General features: G+C 62.0%; 13 protein-coding genes. 10 read left to right on the forward strand and 3 right to left on the reverse strand.

The window, feature by feature from the left end; translation table 11 throughout:
• Positions 1 to 161: 161 nt before the first annotated feature.
• The 7 genes from mtrA (at position 162) to secA (ending at position 10,682) form a co-directional block, all read left to right on the forward strand.
• Positions 162 to 836 carry an MtrAB system response regulator MtrA gene (mtrA, locus tag OOZ51_RS01495; protein ID WP_184736948.1) on the forward strand — a complete coding sequence of 225 codons (675 nt, stop codon included), beginning with the start codon at positions 162 to 164 and terminating at the stop codon, positions 834 to 836.
• Positions 820 to 2,781, forward strand: coding sequence for an MtrAB system histidine kinase MtrB (gene mtrB, locus OOZ51_RS01500; RefSeq protein ID WP_416346337.1), 1,962 nt, complete (start codon positions 820 to 822; stop codon positions 2,779 to 2,781). Before mtrA ends, mtrB begins: the two co-directional genes overlap by 17 nt.
• The gene (locus tag OOZ51_RS01505) at positions 2,778 to 4,514 is read left to right on the forward strand and encodes an LpqB family beta-propeller domain-containing protein (protein WP_265977117.1); all 1,737 of its coding nucleotides are present in this window, start codon (positions 2,778 to 2,780) and stop codon (positions 4,512 to 4,514) included. The genes mtrB and OOZ51_RS01505 overlap by 4 nt, the downstream gene beginning before the upstream one ends.
• Before the next feature lie 137 nt (positions 4,515 to 4,651).
• The gene (locus OOZ51_RS01510) at positions 4,652 to 5,599 is read left to right on the forward strand and encodes a ComF family protein (protein WP_265977118.1); all 948 of its coding nucleotides are present in this window, start codon (positions 4,652 to 4,654) and stop codon (positions 5,597 to 5,599) included.
• 205 nt (positions 5,600 to 5,804) lie between these two features.
• Positions 5,805 to 6,530, forward strand: coding sequence for a ribosome hibernation-promoting factor, HPF/YfiA family (gene hpf, locus OOZ51_RS01515; RefSeq protein ID WP_265977119.1), 726 nt, complete (start codon positions 5,805 to 5,807; stop codon positions 6,528 to 6,530).
• A 32-nt stretch (positions 6,531 to 6,562) separates the two neighbouring features.
• On the forward strand, positions 6,563 to 7,804 hold the full coding sequence (locus OOZ51_RS01520) for a winged helix-turn-helix domain-containing protein (RefSeq protein ID WP_265977120.1): 1,242 nt from the start codon (positions 6,563 to 6,565) through the stop codon (positions 7,802 to 7,804).
• 133 nt (positions 7,805 to 7,937) lie between these two features.
• Positions 7,938 to 10,682, forward strand: a complete 2,745-nt coding sequence (gene secA / locus OOZ51_RS01525) for a preprotein translocase subunit SecA (RefSeq protein ID WP_265977121.1) — start codon at positions 7,938 to 7,940, stop codon at positions 10,680 to 10,682.
• Between the two features lie 132 nt (positions 10,683 to 10,814).
• On the opposite strand, the gene OOZ51_RS01530 is transcribed toward secA, so the two are convergent.
• Together OOZ51_RS01530 and OOZ51_RS01535 are read right to left on the reverse strand one after the other, a co-directional pair.
• A complete protein-coding gene (locus OOZ51_RS01530) occupies positions 10,815 to 11,330 on the reverse strand; it encodes an Rv3235 family protein (RefSeq protein ID WP_265977122.1) in 516 nt (171 codons plus the stop codon).
• Between the two features lie 72 nt (positions 11,331 to 11,402).
• On the reverse strand, positions 11,403 to 12,191 hold the full coding sequence (locus OOZ51_RS01535; RefSeq protein ID WP_265977123.1) for a LysM peptidoglycan-binding domain-containing protein: 789 nt from the start codon (positions 12,189 to 12,191) through the stop codon (positions 11,403 to 11,405).
• 145 nt (positions 12,192 to 12,336) lie between these two features.
• Between OOZ51_RS01535 and OOZ51_RS01540 the strand changes: the two genes are divergently transcribed.
• Positions 12,337 to 12,909, forward strand: a complete 573-nt coding sequence (locus tag OOZ51_RS01540; protein ID WP_265977124.1) for a hypothetical protein — start codon at positions 12,337 to 12,339, stop codon at positions 12,907 to 12,909.
• Positions 12,910 to 12,994: 85 nt separating this feature from the next.
• On the opposite strand, the gene OOZ51_RS01545 is transcribed toward OOZ51_RS01540, so the two are convergent.
• Positions 12,995 to 13,210: a helix-turn-helix domain-containing protein gene (locus OOZ51_RS01545; protein WP_265977125.1), complete on the reverse strand. Its 216-nt coding sequence runs from the start codon at positions 13,208 to 13,210 to the stop codon at positions 12,995 to 12,997.
• 151 nt (positions 13,211 to 13,361) lie between these two features.
• Between OOZ51_RS01545 and OOZ51_RS01550 the strand changes: the two genes are divergently transcribed.
• Both OOZ51_RS01550 and OOZ51_RS01555 read left to right on the forward strand, forming a co-directional pair.
• Entirely contained in the window at positions 13,362 to 14,006 is a 645-nt protein-coding gene (locus tag OOZ51_RS01550; RefSeq protein ID WP_265977126.1) for an SAF domain-containing protein, read from the forward strand.
• Positions 14,003 to 15,316, forward strand: coding sequence for a CpaE/TadZ family protein (locus OOZ51_RS01555; protein ID WP_265977127.1), 1,314 nt, complete (start codon positions 14,003 to 14,005; stop codon positions 15,314 to 15,316). The genes OOZ51_RS01550 and OOZ51_RS01555 overlap by 4 nt, the downstream gene beginning before the upstream one ends.
• Positions 15,317 to 15,341: the final 25 nt, after the last annotated feature.

A 15,341-nucleotide genomic window follows, 5' to 3' on the forward strand; every position in this document is an offset into this window, starting at 1 on the left:
ATGCGGCCCGCAGCCGTGCACGGACCCGGAAAGGGACCGTTCGCTCCAGCCTATAGTTCCGCCGCCGTGCCTCATAGCCCAATCGGCCCGCCTTTAGCAGCGCGCCATGCCGTGATCCGGCTCAACGGGACAAAGGCTGGGCGATAAGGGAATATATAACTATGAAGGCACGCATCCTGGTAGTAGACGACGACGAAGCGCTGGCTGAAATGATCGGCATCGTGCTGCGGAACGACGGCTTCGACCCGGTGTTTTGCGCGGACGGAGGGCAAGCACTTGAAGTTTTCCGTTCTTCAAAGCCTGATCTGGTATTGCTTGACCTGATGCTGCCCGGTTCGGATGGCATCGAAGTGTGCCGGCAGATTCGTGGGGAGTCCGACGTTCCAATTGTCATGCTCACTGCCAAATCGGATACCTCCGATGTTGTCCGCGGCCTTGAATCGGGTGCCGATGACTACGTGCCAAAGCCCTTCAAACCGGCCGAACTCGTGGCACGGGTCCGCGCCCGGCTGCGCCCCGGAGACCAGAAAGCACCGGAGACCCTGCGGATTGCCGATGTCACCATCGACGTCGCGGGCCACTTGGTGACGCGCGGCGGAGAACGGATTTCGCTGACACCCTTGGAATTCGACCTGTTGGTTGCCCTGGCCCGCAAGCCTTGGCAGGTGTTCACCCGCGAACTGCTCCTTGAGCAGGTGTGGGGCTACCGCCACGCTGCCGACACCCGGCTGGTCAACGTCCATGTCCAGCGGCTGCGGTCCAAGATCGAACGTGATCCGGAAGCCCCCGAAGTTGTATTGACGGTTCGTGGTGTCGGATATAAAGCAGGCTCCTGAGTCTTCCACCGGTGAGCCCGGCACTGACCTAGAGGCAGCATCGGCAGAGGTCAAACACCCCGTTGCAGGACATCCTGTCCCGGAACACACCGACGCCCGGGCACTAAACCTTCCTTGGATCCTGGAGCGTACTCGGATCTGGACCCGCCGCGCCCTGATCTTGGCACTACGTGTGTCTCGGCTTGTGGTGACCGGACTTCGCCACATTCGTCCGGGAATCCGGTATTTGTGGCGCGCCCTGCTGCGCCGTTGGCGCCGCTCGCTTGAATTCAGGACCGTAGCCGTGACTATCGTGCTGTCGGTCGTTTCGTTTGCGGTGGTCGGGGCGTACCTCTCCAACCAAATAGCGAACAACCTGTTCCAGGAGCGTCTGAAGCAAGCCGAATCTGAGAGCCGCTACTACGTCAAGCAGGTCCAGGACACCTTCGACGGTTCACAGGCCAACGATCAGTCAAGCGTCATCACGCTCGTCTACGACACCCTCAAGGCAGTCGAGGGCAACGGTTCGGTCATCCAGCGGCGATATGTCTTCGAAGCCATGCCCGAACAAACAAAGCCTCGCAATCGCTGGGTGGAATCGCGGGCGTCGGATCAATTGACGGTGCGCGTCATCCCCCCGGCGCTCCGCAAATCAGTCCAGGAATCGGGCAAGGACCAGTACTGGGCATCCACGGAGTTTCCGGTCGGCAACCAGGACCACCCTGGCATCGCCGTCGGAAACAAAGTCACCTTCAACGGCACCGTCTACGAGCTTTATCTCCTCTACGACTTGGATACCGCCCAACAAACGCTGGACGAGATCCAGAATGTCCTGTGGGCGGGTGGCGCCGCACTTATCCTGATGATCGGTGGCATTGCCTGGTACGTGACGAGGAACGTCGTGAGCCCGGTGAGCCACGCCGCCGTCGTCTCAGAGAAACTGGCCGCCGGCCAGTTGCAGGAGCGCATGGTGGTCAAGGGCGAAGATGAGGTGGCGAGGCTGGGTGCCTCCTTCAACCACATGGCCGCGAGCCTGCAGGAACAAATTACGCAGTTGGCCACCCTGTCCCAGATGCAGCAGAGATTCGTTTCCGATGTGTCGCATGAATTGCGGACCCCTCTCACGACGGTCCGGATGGCAGCAGAGGTGCTGTTCGACGCGCGGGATGACTTCGACCCCATCAACAAGCGCTCAGCCGAACTCCTCTACAACCAGGTGGAGCGCTTCCAATCCTTGCTCTCTGACCTGCTGGAGATTTCGCGCTTCGACGCCGGTGCTGCTGTCCTGGACTCCGAGCCCACGGACATACTCCAGGTGGTATCCCATGTCATCGATAGTGCCTCACCGGTCGCCGCGGAGTACGGCTCCGAAGTGCGTCTCAACTCCCGCCACAAACGCATCATCGTGGACATGGATTCCCGCCGGATCGATCGCATCCTCCGGAACCTGCTCCTCAACGCCGTTGAACATGGCGAGGGGAAACCCGTCCATATCTCTGTCGCAGCCAACCATGAAGCGGTCGCTGTCTCAGTGCGGGACTTCGGCATAGGGATGAGTCCGGCCGAGGCCGCGCGGGTGTTCGATCGCTTCTGGCGTGCCGACCCTGCCCGGGCCCGGACAACCGGCGGCAGCGGCCTTGGACTTTCCATCGCAGCGGAGGACACCAAACTCCATAACGGTTGGCTTCAGGCTTGGGGCCGTAAAGGATCCGGGTCCAACTTCCGCTTGACCTTGCCCCTCAAGAAGGGAGGCGCCATTGTGAAATCCCCGTTGCAGCTTGAACCGGCGGATATCCACTTGCCCGGCGCCGCCCCCGAGCGCCAAATGCTCGTCTTGGATGCGGGCGAAGCGCCGTCGGAGCAGGGTTCCACTGGCCCGACGCCGAATGGTCCTTCGGCGATCCCCCCGGCGTTGCCTCCGGCCGGCAAGGGCGATGCCGACAAAACGGGAGGAACCGCATCATGAGCTTCCGACGCTCATACTTGCCCCGGCGCCGGTATCTGCTGAGGGCGACAATCGCCATTCTTGCGGTCCTCGTGGTAGTCCTCAGTTCCTGCGCGCAAATCCCAAGGTCCGGTCCTGTGGGAAAGAGCAAGGACGAAAGCGCGGGCAACCCGAACGCTCCCGTCTTCTTCCCTCCGCCGCCACACCCCGGAGCCAGCCCGGCGTCAATCATTGAAGACTTCTACGGCGCCGGCAGCGGGTACGAAAGCGACTATGCCGTGGCGCGCCAATACCTTACGCAGTCGCTGTCCGTCAGTTGGAAGTCCGACAAACGAACGCTCGTTTTCCGCAAGGCGACAGTCGTCAAAACCGGCGTGGAAAATGAGTTCAAGTACCAGCTCGACCTCGCTTACGCGGTCGACGCCGACGGCGTTGCCACGCAGTTTCCAGAAGGAACCACGGAGACAATTCCGGTGACTTTGGAACAGGTCGACGGCGAGTGGCGGATCTCGGCCGTTCCGGACGGTACTGCGATCCCGGAAGAGACCTTCAAAGTCATCTATGCGGCCCAGCCCATCTATTTCTACGACCCCACGTTTATTTATGCGGTTCCGGATATCCGCTGGTTCATTAAGAAGAACACCGTCAAGGCGATGACCAGCGCCTTGCTTGCCGGGCCGGCGCCATATCTGCGGGGCGCTGTCGTCAGCGCTTTCCCATCGGGCATGAAGCTGGCCAGGGAATCGGTGCCCGTTGTTTCGGGAGCAGCCCAAGTTGACCTGTCAGCGAAGGAGCTCGTCGACGCCTCCGCCGAGGATAGGCAGCGCATGCAGAATCAGCTGGCGCTGACGTTCCGTAGCCAGTCGGATGTGGTGAACGTGCAGCTCCGGGCTGACCAGGATCTTGTCCGGGTGGAAGACAATGGCTCGGTCCTGCCGCCCGTGCTGGAGAAGAATGCACCTGCCCGTCAGATCGCAGTCAGCAACAATGAACTGGTGCGCTACGAGAACAACAGAATCTCGACCCTCCCGGACATGCAGCCGGTGGCGGGACTGGACCCGAGGGCTCCAGCCGAGTCCCCGACATCCCAGGCGGTGGCCTTCCTCAACGACGCTGGAACAGTCCTTTATTCGATCATTCCGGGCCAGCCCGCCCGTCAGTTGACAACCAGGAGCACCCTGAGCCACCCCTCCTTCAGTCCGCAGGATTGGGTCTGGACGGCAGGGCCGGGAGCCAGCGGCGCCACCGAGGTTGTGGCATTCAAACCATCCAACGTTGCACAGGGCCAGCCTGTCCCCACGGTGACCATGGCGCCGGCATGGTTGGCCGGACGCGTGGTGAGGGATTTCCGCATATCCCGCGAAGGCACGCGCGCACTCGTCATCTCCGAAATGAATGGCAAGTCATCCGTGCAAGTGACCGGCATTGTCCGCAATCCCGACGGCACCCCCAAAGATCTGACCGCCCCGATTACCTTGATTTCTTCAGCGCCTGCCGATCAAGGGGTCTGGGTCAATTCCACGACGGTTGCCGTGATGAAGGCCTCATCCAGTCAAAACGTTGTTCCCGAGCTGCTGTCCCTGACATCCAGCCAGCCGCAGCTGTTGCCGGCTTGGCCGAGCCTGACCACCATCAGTGCCGGCAACGGGCCCGACCAGATATTTGGACAGTCGGCCGCCGGAGTGTTCCAGCGGGTGGGCAATGGCTGGGAACTGCAACTCAAGGGTCCGGTGGACCCTGCCTTCCCGGGCTAGTCGTCAATATCGTCAACTTCTCGACACAGCCTGTTGTCCACATAGCCTGGTTCTCCACATGAGCACGTCCGGTGCTGTTGGCGGTGGACGGGAAGCCGGATGCTTAGGGAATGGGGAATGACAACAGGCCCTGCCGCGTGCGCGACCCCGATCTTGCGCTCCGCGTCCACCCCGCGCGTCATCGGGGATTTCATCCTGCCCGTTTGATGCGGCTCGCACAGGCCCTGGACGACGCGGTCATCGAGTTGCTGGCCATTCTGGCTCCCGTGGAGTGCGTGTGCTGTGGTGCCGAGGACTCTGCTCTTTGCGGTGCCTGTGCGAGGCAGTTGCGTCTTTTGTGCAAGCGCCCTTTCCGCGCTGAAGGGCAGGCGCCGGCCTTGCTCACGGTGGATGGCGCCGTGCTCCTGCCTGTTGTCGCGGCGGGCCACTATCGGGACGAACTCGCGCAGGTCCTGCTGTCTTTCAAGCATCTGGGCCAGGGTCAGCTGGCTTCAACACTCGCCCCTGCTTTAGGGAAGGCCATCCGGGCAGCCGTTGGATACCGGGGGGATATCTGTGTGGTTCCTGTTCCCAGCAGCAACGCGGCTTTCCGGCGCCGCGGATTCAGTCCTGTCCATCTCCTACTCGGTCATTTGCGGCGCCGGGGTGCCTTGCCAGGCCTGGAGGTGAAGGACGCGTTGAAGAAGGTGAGTCCCGGGACAGCAGTGCAGACACTCGTCACCGCAATGCCGGCCTGGTTCCAAGGTGTTGCGGACAGCATTGTGGGAAACGCCAGGCGTTGGCGCGAGGCTTTCCATCCAGCGGGTGCCGCCCAAAAGCCCGGCGTTACGTTGCGGCGGCCAGGAACCGGACAAAAGGGCCTGGGCCGTGGAGACCGTGCGCGCCGTGTCCGGGGATCCATGACCGTCCGGCTGTTCCGGGAACGGGCGTTGGAGGGCAGGGCCTGCATCATCGTCGACGACGTCCTCACCACGGGTGCCACCCTCGCTGAAGCGGCCCGGGCAGTGACGGCCGCGGGTGGCACGGTGTGTGGTGCGGTTGTCCTTGCGGCCACTCGACCACCGGCCGGAAACGAGCTCCCCTAGATACGGGGGAGCGGCAGCGCACATCGACTCAAACAAAAAATAAGTGACGAAAGGGTGAATTACCCGTGACGATGAACTAACGTCGGTTATGGGTACCAAGAACAGATGTACCTGTCGATAGCGGCTCGGAAAGGGGCTCGACTGTCCGTCAGATCAGCCCCGAGAAGCGCCCTTATCGTGTCACCTGAGTTGTTTGGAGGGCACCATGGAGTTCATGATCAGCGGCCGTAATCTGACCGTTTCGGATCGCTTCCGCGAGTATGCCGGCGAGAAGATTTCAAAGATTGAATCGCTTGGGGACAAGGTCCAGAGGGTTGACGCGAAGGTTTCAAAGGAAACCAACCCGCGCCAGACGCCGGGCCAGCTCACGGTGGAAGTCACAGTTCTGGGCCGGGGCCCTGTGATCCGGGCCGAAGCGAGCGCCGCTGACAAATTTGCCGCCTTTGATCTCGCCTATAGCAAGCTGCTGGAAAGACTCCGCAGGGCCAAGGACCGCAAGAAGGTCCACCACGGCCGCCACACCCCCAAAGCCGTTCGTGAGGCTACTGCGACGCTTGAGCCTGCCAGCGCGAGCGAACCCATTTACGTAGAGGCCAGCAACCACCAGGAGCCAACGACGCCACCGGTGGAGACCTCGCCCTACGACGTCGACAACGACATTCCTGCCGGTGATTCCCCGGTCCTGATTCGTCGCAAAGTTTTCCCCGCCGCCTCGCTCACCCTTGATGACGCGGTGGACAACATGGAATTGGTGGGCCACAATTTCTACCTGTTCATGGACAAGGAAACCAACACGCCGTCGGTCGTCTACCGCCGCCGTGGCTGGACATATGGAGTAATCACGCTCGACTCCACGTGCGAACCAGGAGACGAAGCCGTGGAGGAAAAGATCCACGCTTACCGCTCGAATGACCAAGCTGCCACAGCCTAGGCAACATTCGTATCTCCCATGAAAGGACTGGCATGGCCGCTTCGCTGAGCCTGTTGCAGGCACGGCGTATCGCATTGGCAGCCCAAGGACTGGACAAGGAGCGGCCCACCGGCCCCGTGACTTCACGGACGGTGGGCCGCACCTTTGCCCGGCTCCAGGTGGTGCAGATCGATTCCGTCAATGTCGTTTCACGCAGCCATTACCTCCCCTTCTTCTCCAGACTCGGCAACTATGACCGAAGCATCCTTCACGCGATGGCCGGGCGAAGTCCGAGGCGCATGATGGAGTACTGGGCGCACGAGGCCAGCTTCATCCGCCCCGAGCACTTTCAGGACCTGCTGCTGTGGCAAAACCGTTCCTGGGTTGGCGCGGCCCACCTGGAGCGCGGAATCCGCGAGGATATGGCTGGCCGTATCCTTGACTCGCTCGCGAGCGGGGGCCCCATGACGGCCGCCCAATTGACCGTGCACTTGGGGCACGAGGAAGAGCGGCAGCACGACAACTGGGGTTGGAATTGGAACCTCGTCAAACGGGTTTTGGAGCACTTGTTTGAAGAGGGACTCGTCACGGCTGCGTCGAGGACCGAGCAGTTCGAGCGCCGGTACACCTTGACGTCGAGGGTTCTGCCACCGGGATTGCGTGCAGTCAACGCTCGCGGAGGAGCGCTCCTGGGCGGTGGCTCCAATCTGTCAGCGGCGGCCATGGACCGCCTGATCGACTCCGCAGCCCGGGCCCATGGCATCGGAACAATCCGCTGCTTCGCCGATTACTTCCGGACTCCAGTGAAGGCGGCCGCAGCATCGATCGACAGGCTCGTTGCCGCCGGACGCCTGGAGCCGGCCACGGTGCGTGGCTGGGACCGGGCTTTGTACCGGCATGTGGACGCACGGCTTCCCCGGGCCGCCACGGGCCGCGCACTGCTCAGCCCGTTTGATTCACTGGTCTTTGAGCGTAGAAGGCTCGAGGAGTTGTTCGGCTTCCATTACCGGATCGAAATCTACACACCCGCGGCGAAGCGCAAGTTCGGCTACTACGTCCTGCCGTTCCTCCTCCGCGATGCTCTAGTCGCCCGTGTAGACCTCAAAGCCGACCGCTCGGCCAAGCAGCTTCTGGTACGCGCCGCACATGGTGAACCGGACGCTCCGGGGGACACCGCCGTCGAGCTCTTCGCGGAGTTGCGGCTCATGGCCGATTGGCTCGGGCTCGACGACGTCGTCGTGTCACCGAGCGGCGATCTCTCCCCGGCGCTGGCCTCGGTAGCCGCCCGAAACTGAATTCTGCCGCCGTCCCCAACCGCGGACGACGCCCGGCTCTCCGCTCTCAGGGAAACGAGGCCGCGTGGTCAAGGTCTCTCCCGTAGACTGAAACCGCCAGAATTCGGCAGCTTGAGACTGGGAGCAACTTTACGTGGCATCACTTATCGAAAAACTTCTCCGCACGGGTGACAAAAAAACCCTGAGGCAACTGCGGACCTATGCCGATTCCATCAACGCCCTCGAAGACTCTTTCAAGACCTTCTCCGACGCCGAATTGCGCGAAGAGACCGACAGGCTCCGTGCCCGTCACGAGGACGGCGAGCAGCTCGACGAGCTCTTGCCGGAGGCGTTCGCGGCTGTGCGTGAAGCCTCTTCCCGCACGCTTGGGATGCGTCACTTCGATGTCCAGCTCATGGGCGGGGCCGCCCTTCACCTTGGCAATATCGCCGAGATGAAGACCGGTGAAGGCAAGACCCTCGTGGCCACCGCGCCCGCCTACCTCAATGCCCTCACAGGCAACGGTGTACACGTCGTCACAGTCAACGATTACCTCGCCGAATACCAGTCCGAACTCATGGGCAGGGTCTACCGTTTCCTGGGTCTCAGCAGCGGGTGCATCCTGTCCAACCAGGATCCATCAGTGCGCCGGCAGATGTACGCGGCGGACATCACGTATGGCACCAACAACGAATTCGGTTTCGACTACCTGCGCGACAACATGGCGTGGGACAAGTCCGAGCTCGTACAGCGCGGCCACCACTTCGCGATTGTCGACGAAGTGGACTCCATCCTCATCGACGAGGCCCGTACGCCGCTCATCATTTCCGGACCCGCCCAGGGCGACACCAACCGCTGGTACAGCGAATTCGCCAAGGTCGTGCTGCGCCTCCAGCCCGAAACCGACTACGAAGTCGACGAAAAGAAGCGCACCGTCGGTGTCAACGAAGCCGGCATCGAGAAGGTCGAGGACTACCTCGGCATCCAGAACCTCTATGAATCCGCCAATACCCCGCTCATCGGCTTCCTGAACAACGCCATCAAGGCCAAGGAGCTCTTCAAGCGGGACAAGGACTACGTCATCCTGGACGGCGAAGTCCTCATCGTTGATGAGCACACCGGCCGCATCCTTGCCGGACGGCGTTACAACGAAGGCATGCATCAGGCGATCGAGGCCAAGGAAAACGTCGAGATCAAGGCTGAGAACCAGACCCTCGCCACGGTGACGCTGCAGAACTACTTCCGCATGTACTCCAAGCTATCGGGCATGACGGGTACCGCTGAGACGGAAGCCGCCGAGTTCATGAGCACGTACAAGCTTGGAGTGGTGCCCATTCCAACTAACCGGGATATGCAGCGCATCGACCAGCCGGACCTCGTGTACAAGAACGAAATCGTGAAGTTCGAAGCCGTCGTCAAGGACATCGCGGAACGACACGAAAAGGGCCAGCCCGTCCTCGTTGGTACCACCAGCGTGGAGAAGAGCGAATACCTTGCCAAGCTGTTGGCCAAGGAAGGCATCCGCCACGAAGTCCTGAACGCGAAGAACCACGCGCGCGAAGCCGCCATCGTCGCTCAGGCGGGACGCAAGGGCGCGGTCACGGTCGCTACCAACATGGCCGGCCGAGGCACTGACATCATGTTGGGCGGCAACGCCGAGTTCACGGCCATCGCCGATCTGGCAAAGCGCGGCCTGGACCCCGAGGAGAACTCCGAGGAATACGAGGCCGCGTGGCCTGAGGCGTTTGAAGCCGCAAAGCAGGCTGTCAAGGACGAGCATGAGGAAGTGCTTGAATTTGGCGGGCTCTATGTATTGGGAACGGAACGCCACGAATCCCGTCGAATCGACAACCAGCTCCGCGGACGCTCGGGCCGCCAAGGCGACCCGGGTGAGTCCCGTTTCTACCTCTCGCTGACCGATGACCTTATGAGGCTCTTCAACTCCGGTGCCGCCGAGCGCCTCATGAACAGCTCAGTGCCGGACGACGTCGCCCTCGAATCCAAGCTCGTGTCCCGTGCAATCGCTTCGGCCCAGGGCCAGGTTGAAGGGCGAAACGCAGAGCAGCGCAAGAACGTCCTCAAGTACGACGACGTCCTGAACCGCCAGCGTGAAGCCATTTATGGCGACCGACGGAGGATCCTCGAGGGAGACGACCTGCACGAAAAGGTCCAGTTCTTCCTGGAAGACACCATCAATGCCCTGATCGATGCCGCAACTGCGGAGGGAACAGGCGACGATTGGGACTTCCACCAGCTGTGGACCAACCTCAAGACGCTGTACCCGGTGACGGTCACGTCCCAGGAGATCATTGACGAAGCCGGTGGAAAGTCCCGTGTTTCCGTGGAATTCCTCAAGAACGAGATCCTTTCGGACGCCCAGCTCGTCTACAAGGAGCGGGAGGAAGCCATCGGTTCGGAGAACATGCGCGAGCTGGAACGCAGGGTTGTCCTTTCGGTCCTTGGACGCAAGTGGCAGGAACATCTCTACGAGATGGACTACCTCAAGGAGGGCATTGGCCTCCGTGCAATGGCCCAAAGGGACCCCCTGGTCGAGTACCAGCGCGAAGGGTTCATGATGTTCCAGAGCATGATGGAGGCCATCCGCGAGGAGAGCGTCGGCTTCCTCTACAACCTGGAAGTCGAAGTCACGCCCGCCGAAGACGTCGTGGTCGTGGACGGCAGCCCGGAAGGCGTTCACGTGGAACATCACGATCCGCAAATCCATGCGGCCGGCCTCGAAGCTCCGGAGAAGCCTGTTCAACTGCAGTACACGGCGCCCGGTGAAGACGGCGCAAGCCAGACCCGGGTAGAAGGTCGGTCCTCGGGACGCTCAGGCGACCCCGCCAAGGCCGCCGCCGAAGACAAGCAGCGCGGGACCAGCAAGAAGAAGCGTCGCTAACCCGGGCGTTGCAACACACGCGGAGCTGACAGCCTCATGTTGCTCCCAGGCACACACTGCGAAGCGGAGAAGGACTGGAACAGCGGTTCCGGTTCTTCTCCGTTTCCGGTGCCGTTCTTGGCGGACTCCGCCTCAGCCGATTTCGAGGGCAGTGACCTTCCACACGCCATTGCCTCCTTCAAGCCTCATGGCTACGGCGCGGGAGCGTAGTTCTTCAGAGACGACCAAGCTGGCCTCGTACACGCCTTCCTTCACGGCGCAGACACGAACCGAGCGGACCACAGGATTGCGGTGAAGCCGTGACCGCCCAGTCTGGGCGCGGGCTGCATGGGCACGCGTCAGCGCGGCCCGGTGCTGGAGCGCGGTGAGGCATCTGGGGTCCAGGGACCGCGAGAGCTGCTGGGCAGGACGCGTGCCGGCAAGGACTTCGACCGCGGCTTGGGCGATGCTGCGGGCCAGCGTGCGCATTTCCCCATCAAGGCTAACCACGTCGGCCACTTTGCGGACAGAAGACAGCCCCTTGCCGGACGAACTGCCTTCCCGGTCTTTGGCACGCGATGAGACCGCGAGGGAAGGAGGAACGATTCGTGGCGAAGTCACCTTCCGGGGTGCATCGGGCAGGGCATGGATAGCTGATGTTGCGCTCATGGAATTCCTCGGTTGAATCGGTCGGTTGCTAATGGCTGGCGGGTGGGCTGCGGAATGTGTGGTCCGGGCGGTTCAGCCACGGGGCGGTGGTTGGAGGATCTGACCCGGGACGAGGAGCCCAGGGTCGTCTCCGATGACATGTCGGTTTGCGGCGTACCACTTTGGCCAGTGGAGGGCAATGTCGACGTCGCTGGCCATCCGGCCAAGCTGCCGCGCGGCAATTGACCACAGTGAATCTCCCCGGCTCACCACTACCGTGCGCTGACCTGGCGAGGCTGGCTCTTCCGCCGTTCGCTGCGGTACGGACCCCAGGAGACCGGGCTCAGTAGCAGGCGCTCGGGGTTGCCAGCGCGGTTCGATCTTCGAAGGATCGGACTCAATCGATGGCAGGGTGGAATGGCGCATAGAGGGGACTGGGGCTGGTGCCCACTGGACGGAAATGCCGTTGGATGGCGTTGTCCCGCCATCCGGGCTCCACCCAGGTTCAACGGGTGCCGGGGCGGCATTCGTCAGCGGAATTCCTACGAGGTTTAGGCCGAGAATTGCCACAGCCAGCCTGCGCATGAAGGCAGGGCTAAGCTTTGCGGTGGTGCTGGCGCTGCGGCCCTTGCCCGATTGCTGGAGGACCGCCGCGGCAACGGCCAGGAGAAATGCCGCAATCCACCAAGCGACGATGGCCAGGCCGACGCCTGTTGCCACAAATCCCAGGAGATCTTCAAACATGGGTGTCTGGTGACGCCCTGCTGCAGCCTGCCATCGGTCAGTCAACTTCAGTCCGGTGGCAGCGAGCGAAAGTCCGAGAATCAGAATGGTGGCCGCCATTGCAGCGTCGTTCCGGATGGTTCTCATGGTCTGTTCCATGGATTCTCCTTACTCGTTTGATGTCATTTGATGCAGTTTAATAAATCTTGAACCATTTTGATCACATAACGGATCACTTGTCTAGAAGTTGAGTGTCGACGATGGAAAACTTGACCCGCTGAGGGTGCCCGCTTACGCTGACGCAATGCGTTGGGATGCTCTGTTTGAAGACATGGAGGCGCAACTTGCCTCTGAACACCTGCTGGGACTTGAGTCCGAGATCTCAGAGCGGGCCCGGGTGGAGATCGCCGGAATCGAGGTCTCTGACAGGTTGCGTGGAGCAATCGGCCGGAAAATTGATGTGAAGCTTCGCTCGGGGACGCTTGTGTCGGCGGCCCTGAGCCATGTCGGAAGCGAGTGGCTGGTCCTGGATGAGGGGCGCCACCAGTGGCTGGTGCCGTTAGCCGCAGTCCTGACGTATCAAGGACTTGGCCGCCAAGCGCGGGCAAACCACGCGAAGGCGGCGCAGCGCCTTGGCTTGGCCAGCGCACTCCGGATGCTGGCCCGGGACAGGTCGGAACTGGCAGTCCATCTGCTCGAGTCGACGTCGGGGGAGAGGGCAATACACGGCGTCCTTGACCGCGTGGGCAAGGACCACTTTGATCTCGCCGTCATGATGCCGGGCGAAGTGCGTCGGTCCGGCAATGTTGTTTCCGTTGCGACAGTTCCGTTCCAGTCCCTTGCTGCGCTGCGATCACTGCGGGGCCAAGACCTCTAGCTCGGGCGGCGACTCTCCGGCGCCTTCATCCCTTCGGTGCTTGAGCAGCCTTTGGTGCTTGGGAGTTATTGGGTGCTGCCGGTGGTCAGGAGGACTTGGACTTGGCCTCTTGGATCATCCTGCCGGCCTCGGCATAGCGTTCCTCGATGTACTGCTCCAGCATCTTTTCTTCGACGCGCCACTGACCCCTGCCACCCACCTGAATGGCTTTGAGTTCTCCGCTTCGCACCAGGGCGTATGCCTGCGGCGAGTTGATTTGAAGCTGTTCGGCGACATCAGCCAAGGTGAGGAATCGGGGCATGCCTCTATTTTGCCACTGTTGAATCCATTTGCTGAGGTTATCCACAGTTTGACATGATTTGACGAACTTGACTTTTGGAATCTGGCTGTATGCCGTCAGAATGAGGCCACTGAAGGCTTCGGCCGACCAACTACGCAATTTGGGGAGCAGGGTGAGTGCAACTACCGCGGCCGCTGCAGCGCGGCTCAAGAAACCGTCATGGAGGGATCCGCGCCTTTTGGTAGGGATTCTATTGGTCCTGGCATCGTTGGCTGGAGTCATCGCCCTCGTTGGAACCGCGGACCGCACCATCCAGGTGTATGCGGCGCGCGAGCCGATTGCCGTGGGTCAGAGAGTCAGCAAGGACGATCTTGCGATCGTTAAGGTGCGGCTCGACGACGTCGAGTCCAGCTACGTGACTCTGGCGGATGGCCTGCCCGAAGGGAGGGTCGCCGTCCAAAGAATCGCCAAGAATCAACTTGTCCCGCAAGAAAGCCTGGGAGCGGCCGATACGCTGAACCGCAAGCCTGTTGCGATCTCGATTCAGGAGTCCCTGCCTTCCCAGGCTGTGGCTGGATCCCGCGTGGACGTCTGGGTTTCGCTCCCCGACGCTCGTAACGGCTTCGGCACGCCGCAGCTATTGTTGCCCAGCGCGGAAATCGCCCAGGTTACCGAGGGCGCTTCCACGCTCGGAGCGTCCAAGGAGAAGGTGGTGCTGGTACTTGTGACCGATGAGCAGATGCCGAAACTTCTTGGCGCACAGGCCAACAAAGCGAAGGTTGCCGTCGTCTGGAACCCGGGCGGTGGCGGCAAATGAATATCCCCGTTGTCACCGTCGGGCAGTCACGGGAAGATTTGGTCGGGGGACTCGAGCGGCTCCATGGTCCGGTTACGGTCGTCCGCCGGTGTGGTGAACTCGCCGAACTGCTGGCCGCGTGTCAAAGCGGTCTCGCGCGTGCAGCGGTCGTAGCCGAAGGTACTGATGAGCTGACGGCGTCGCTGGTCGACCGGCTGGCGGCCGTCGGCGTGTCCATTGTTGCCCTGAGCGACGACTCGGCGGAGGTGGCGCGCCTGCGCAGCATCGGCGTCGTGACAGCGTCGTTGGAGGTGGATTCGGCGACGCTGGCTTCCAATATCTTCGATTCAGTAGCCCAACTATCCGGGCAGGGGAGCCGACGCCCAGGGGAGCGGGATTCCGGTTATTCGGACACGGCCGCGGAACTCCGCCCATCAGATGTTGAGGAAGCAGCGGAACCCGCGCCTGCAGGGGCCGGCCGGATCATCGCGGTCTGGGGACCCATTGGAGCGCCGGGTCGAACTCTTGTGGCCGTCAACATCGCCGCAGAACTCGCGGCCCAAGGCAAGCCCGTGATCCTTGTGGATGCGGACAGCTATGGGGCCAGCGTCGCGGCCTCGCTGGGCCTGCTGGACGAATCCGCCGGGTTGGCGCAGGCCTGCCGGTTGGCCGACCAGGGGCTTCTGGACGCCGAATCCCTCAAACGGATAGCCGCGCCTGTGTTCACCAGGTCGGGGAGCTTCCGCGTTCTTACAGGCATCACGCGGGCGGACCGGTGGACTGAACTCCGTGCCTCTGCCCTCTCCTCGGTGCTCGAACACGCCAAGGACATTGCCGACATCGTTGTGGTCGATGCAGGATTTTGCCTTGAGGCCGATGAGGAACTCAGTTTCGACAGCATGGCACCCCGGCGCAATGCCGCCACTCTCCGCAGTATCGAACTGGCGGACACCGTTTACGCGGTTGGCGCAGCCGATGCCATCGGGGTTCCACGACTCGTGCGTGGCCTCGCAGAGCTCGAACGGGCAGTCCCGCAGGCGGCTCCCCTCGTGGTTTTGAACAAGGTCCGGGCAGCATCTGCAGGCCGGTCACCTGAACGCGAGCTTCGCGAAGCATGGGAGCGGTACGGACCTGGCTCCGGCATCGAGGTGTTTCTTCCATCTGACACGGAAGCCTGCGACGCCGCATTGCTATCCGGTGCCGTGCTCCTCGAAGCAGCGCCCGAATCTGCCTTGCGGCACGCAATCGCCAGATTGGTCTGTGCACCTGGCCAGCAAAACGGCAAATCCTCTGTCATTTATTCCAGAGCAAGGCGACGGCTAAAGCGTTAGGCTCGCCATGTGGGCTGCAAGGACG

Origin of the sequence: Arthrobacter rhizophilus, from assembly GCF_026241105.1 — a bacterium.
In the GTDB taxonomy this organism is placed as follows: Bacteria; Actinomycetota; Actinomycetes; order Actinomycetales; family Micrococcaceae; genus Arthrobacter.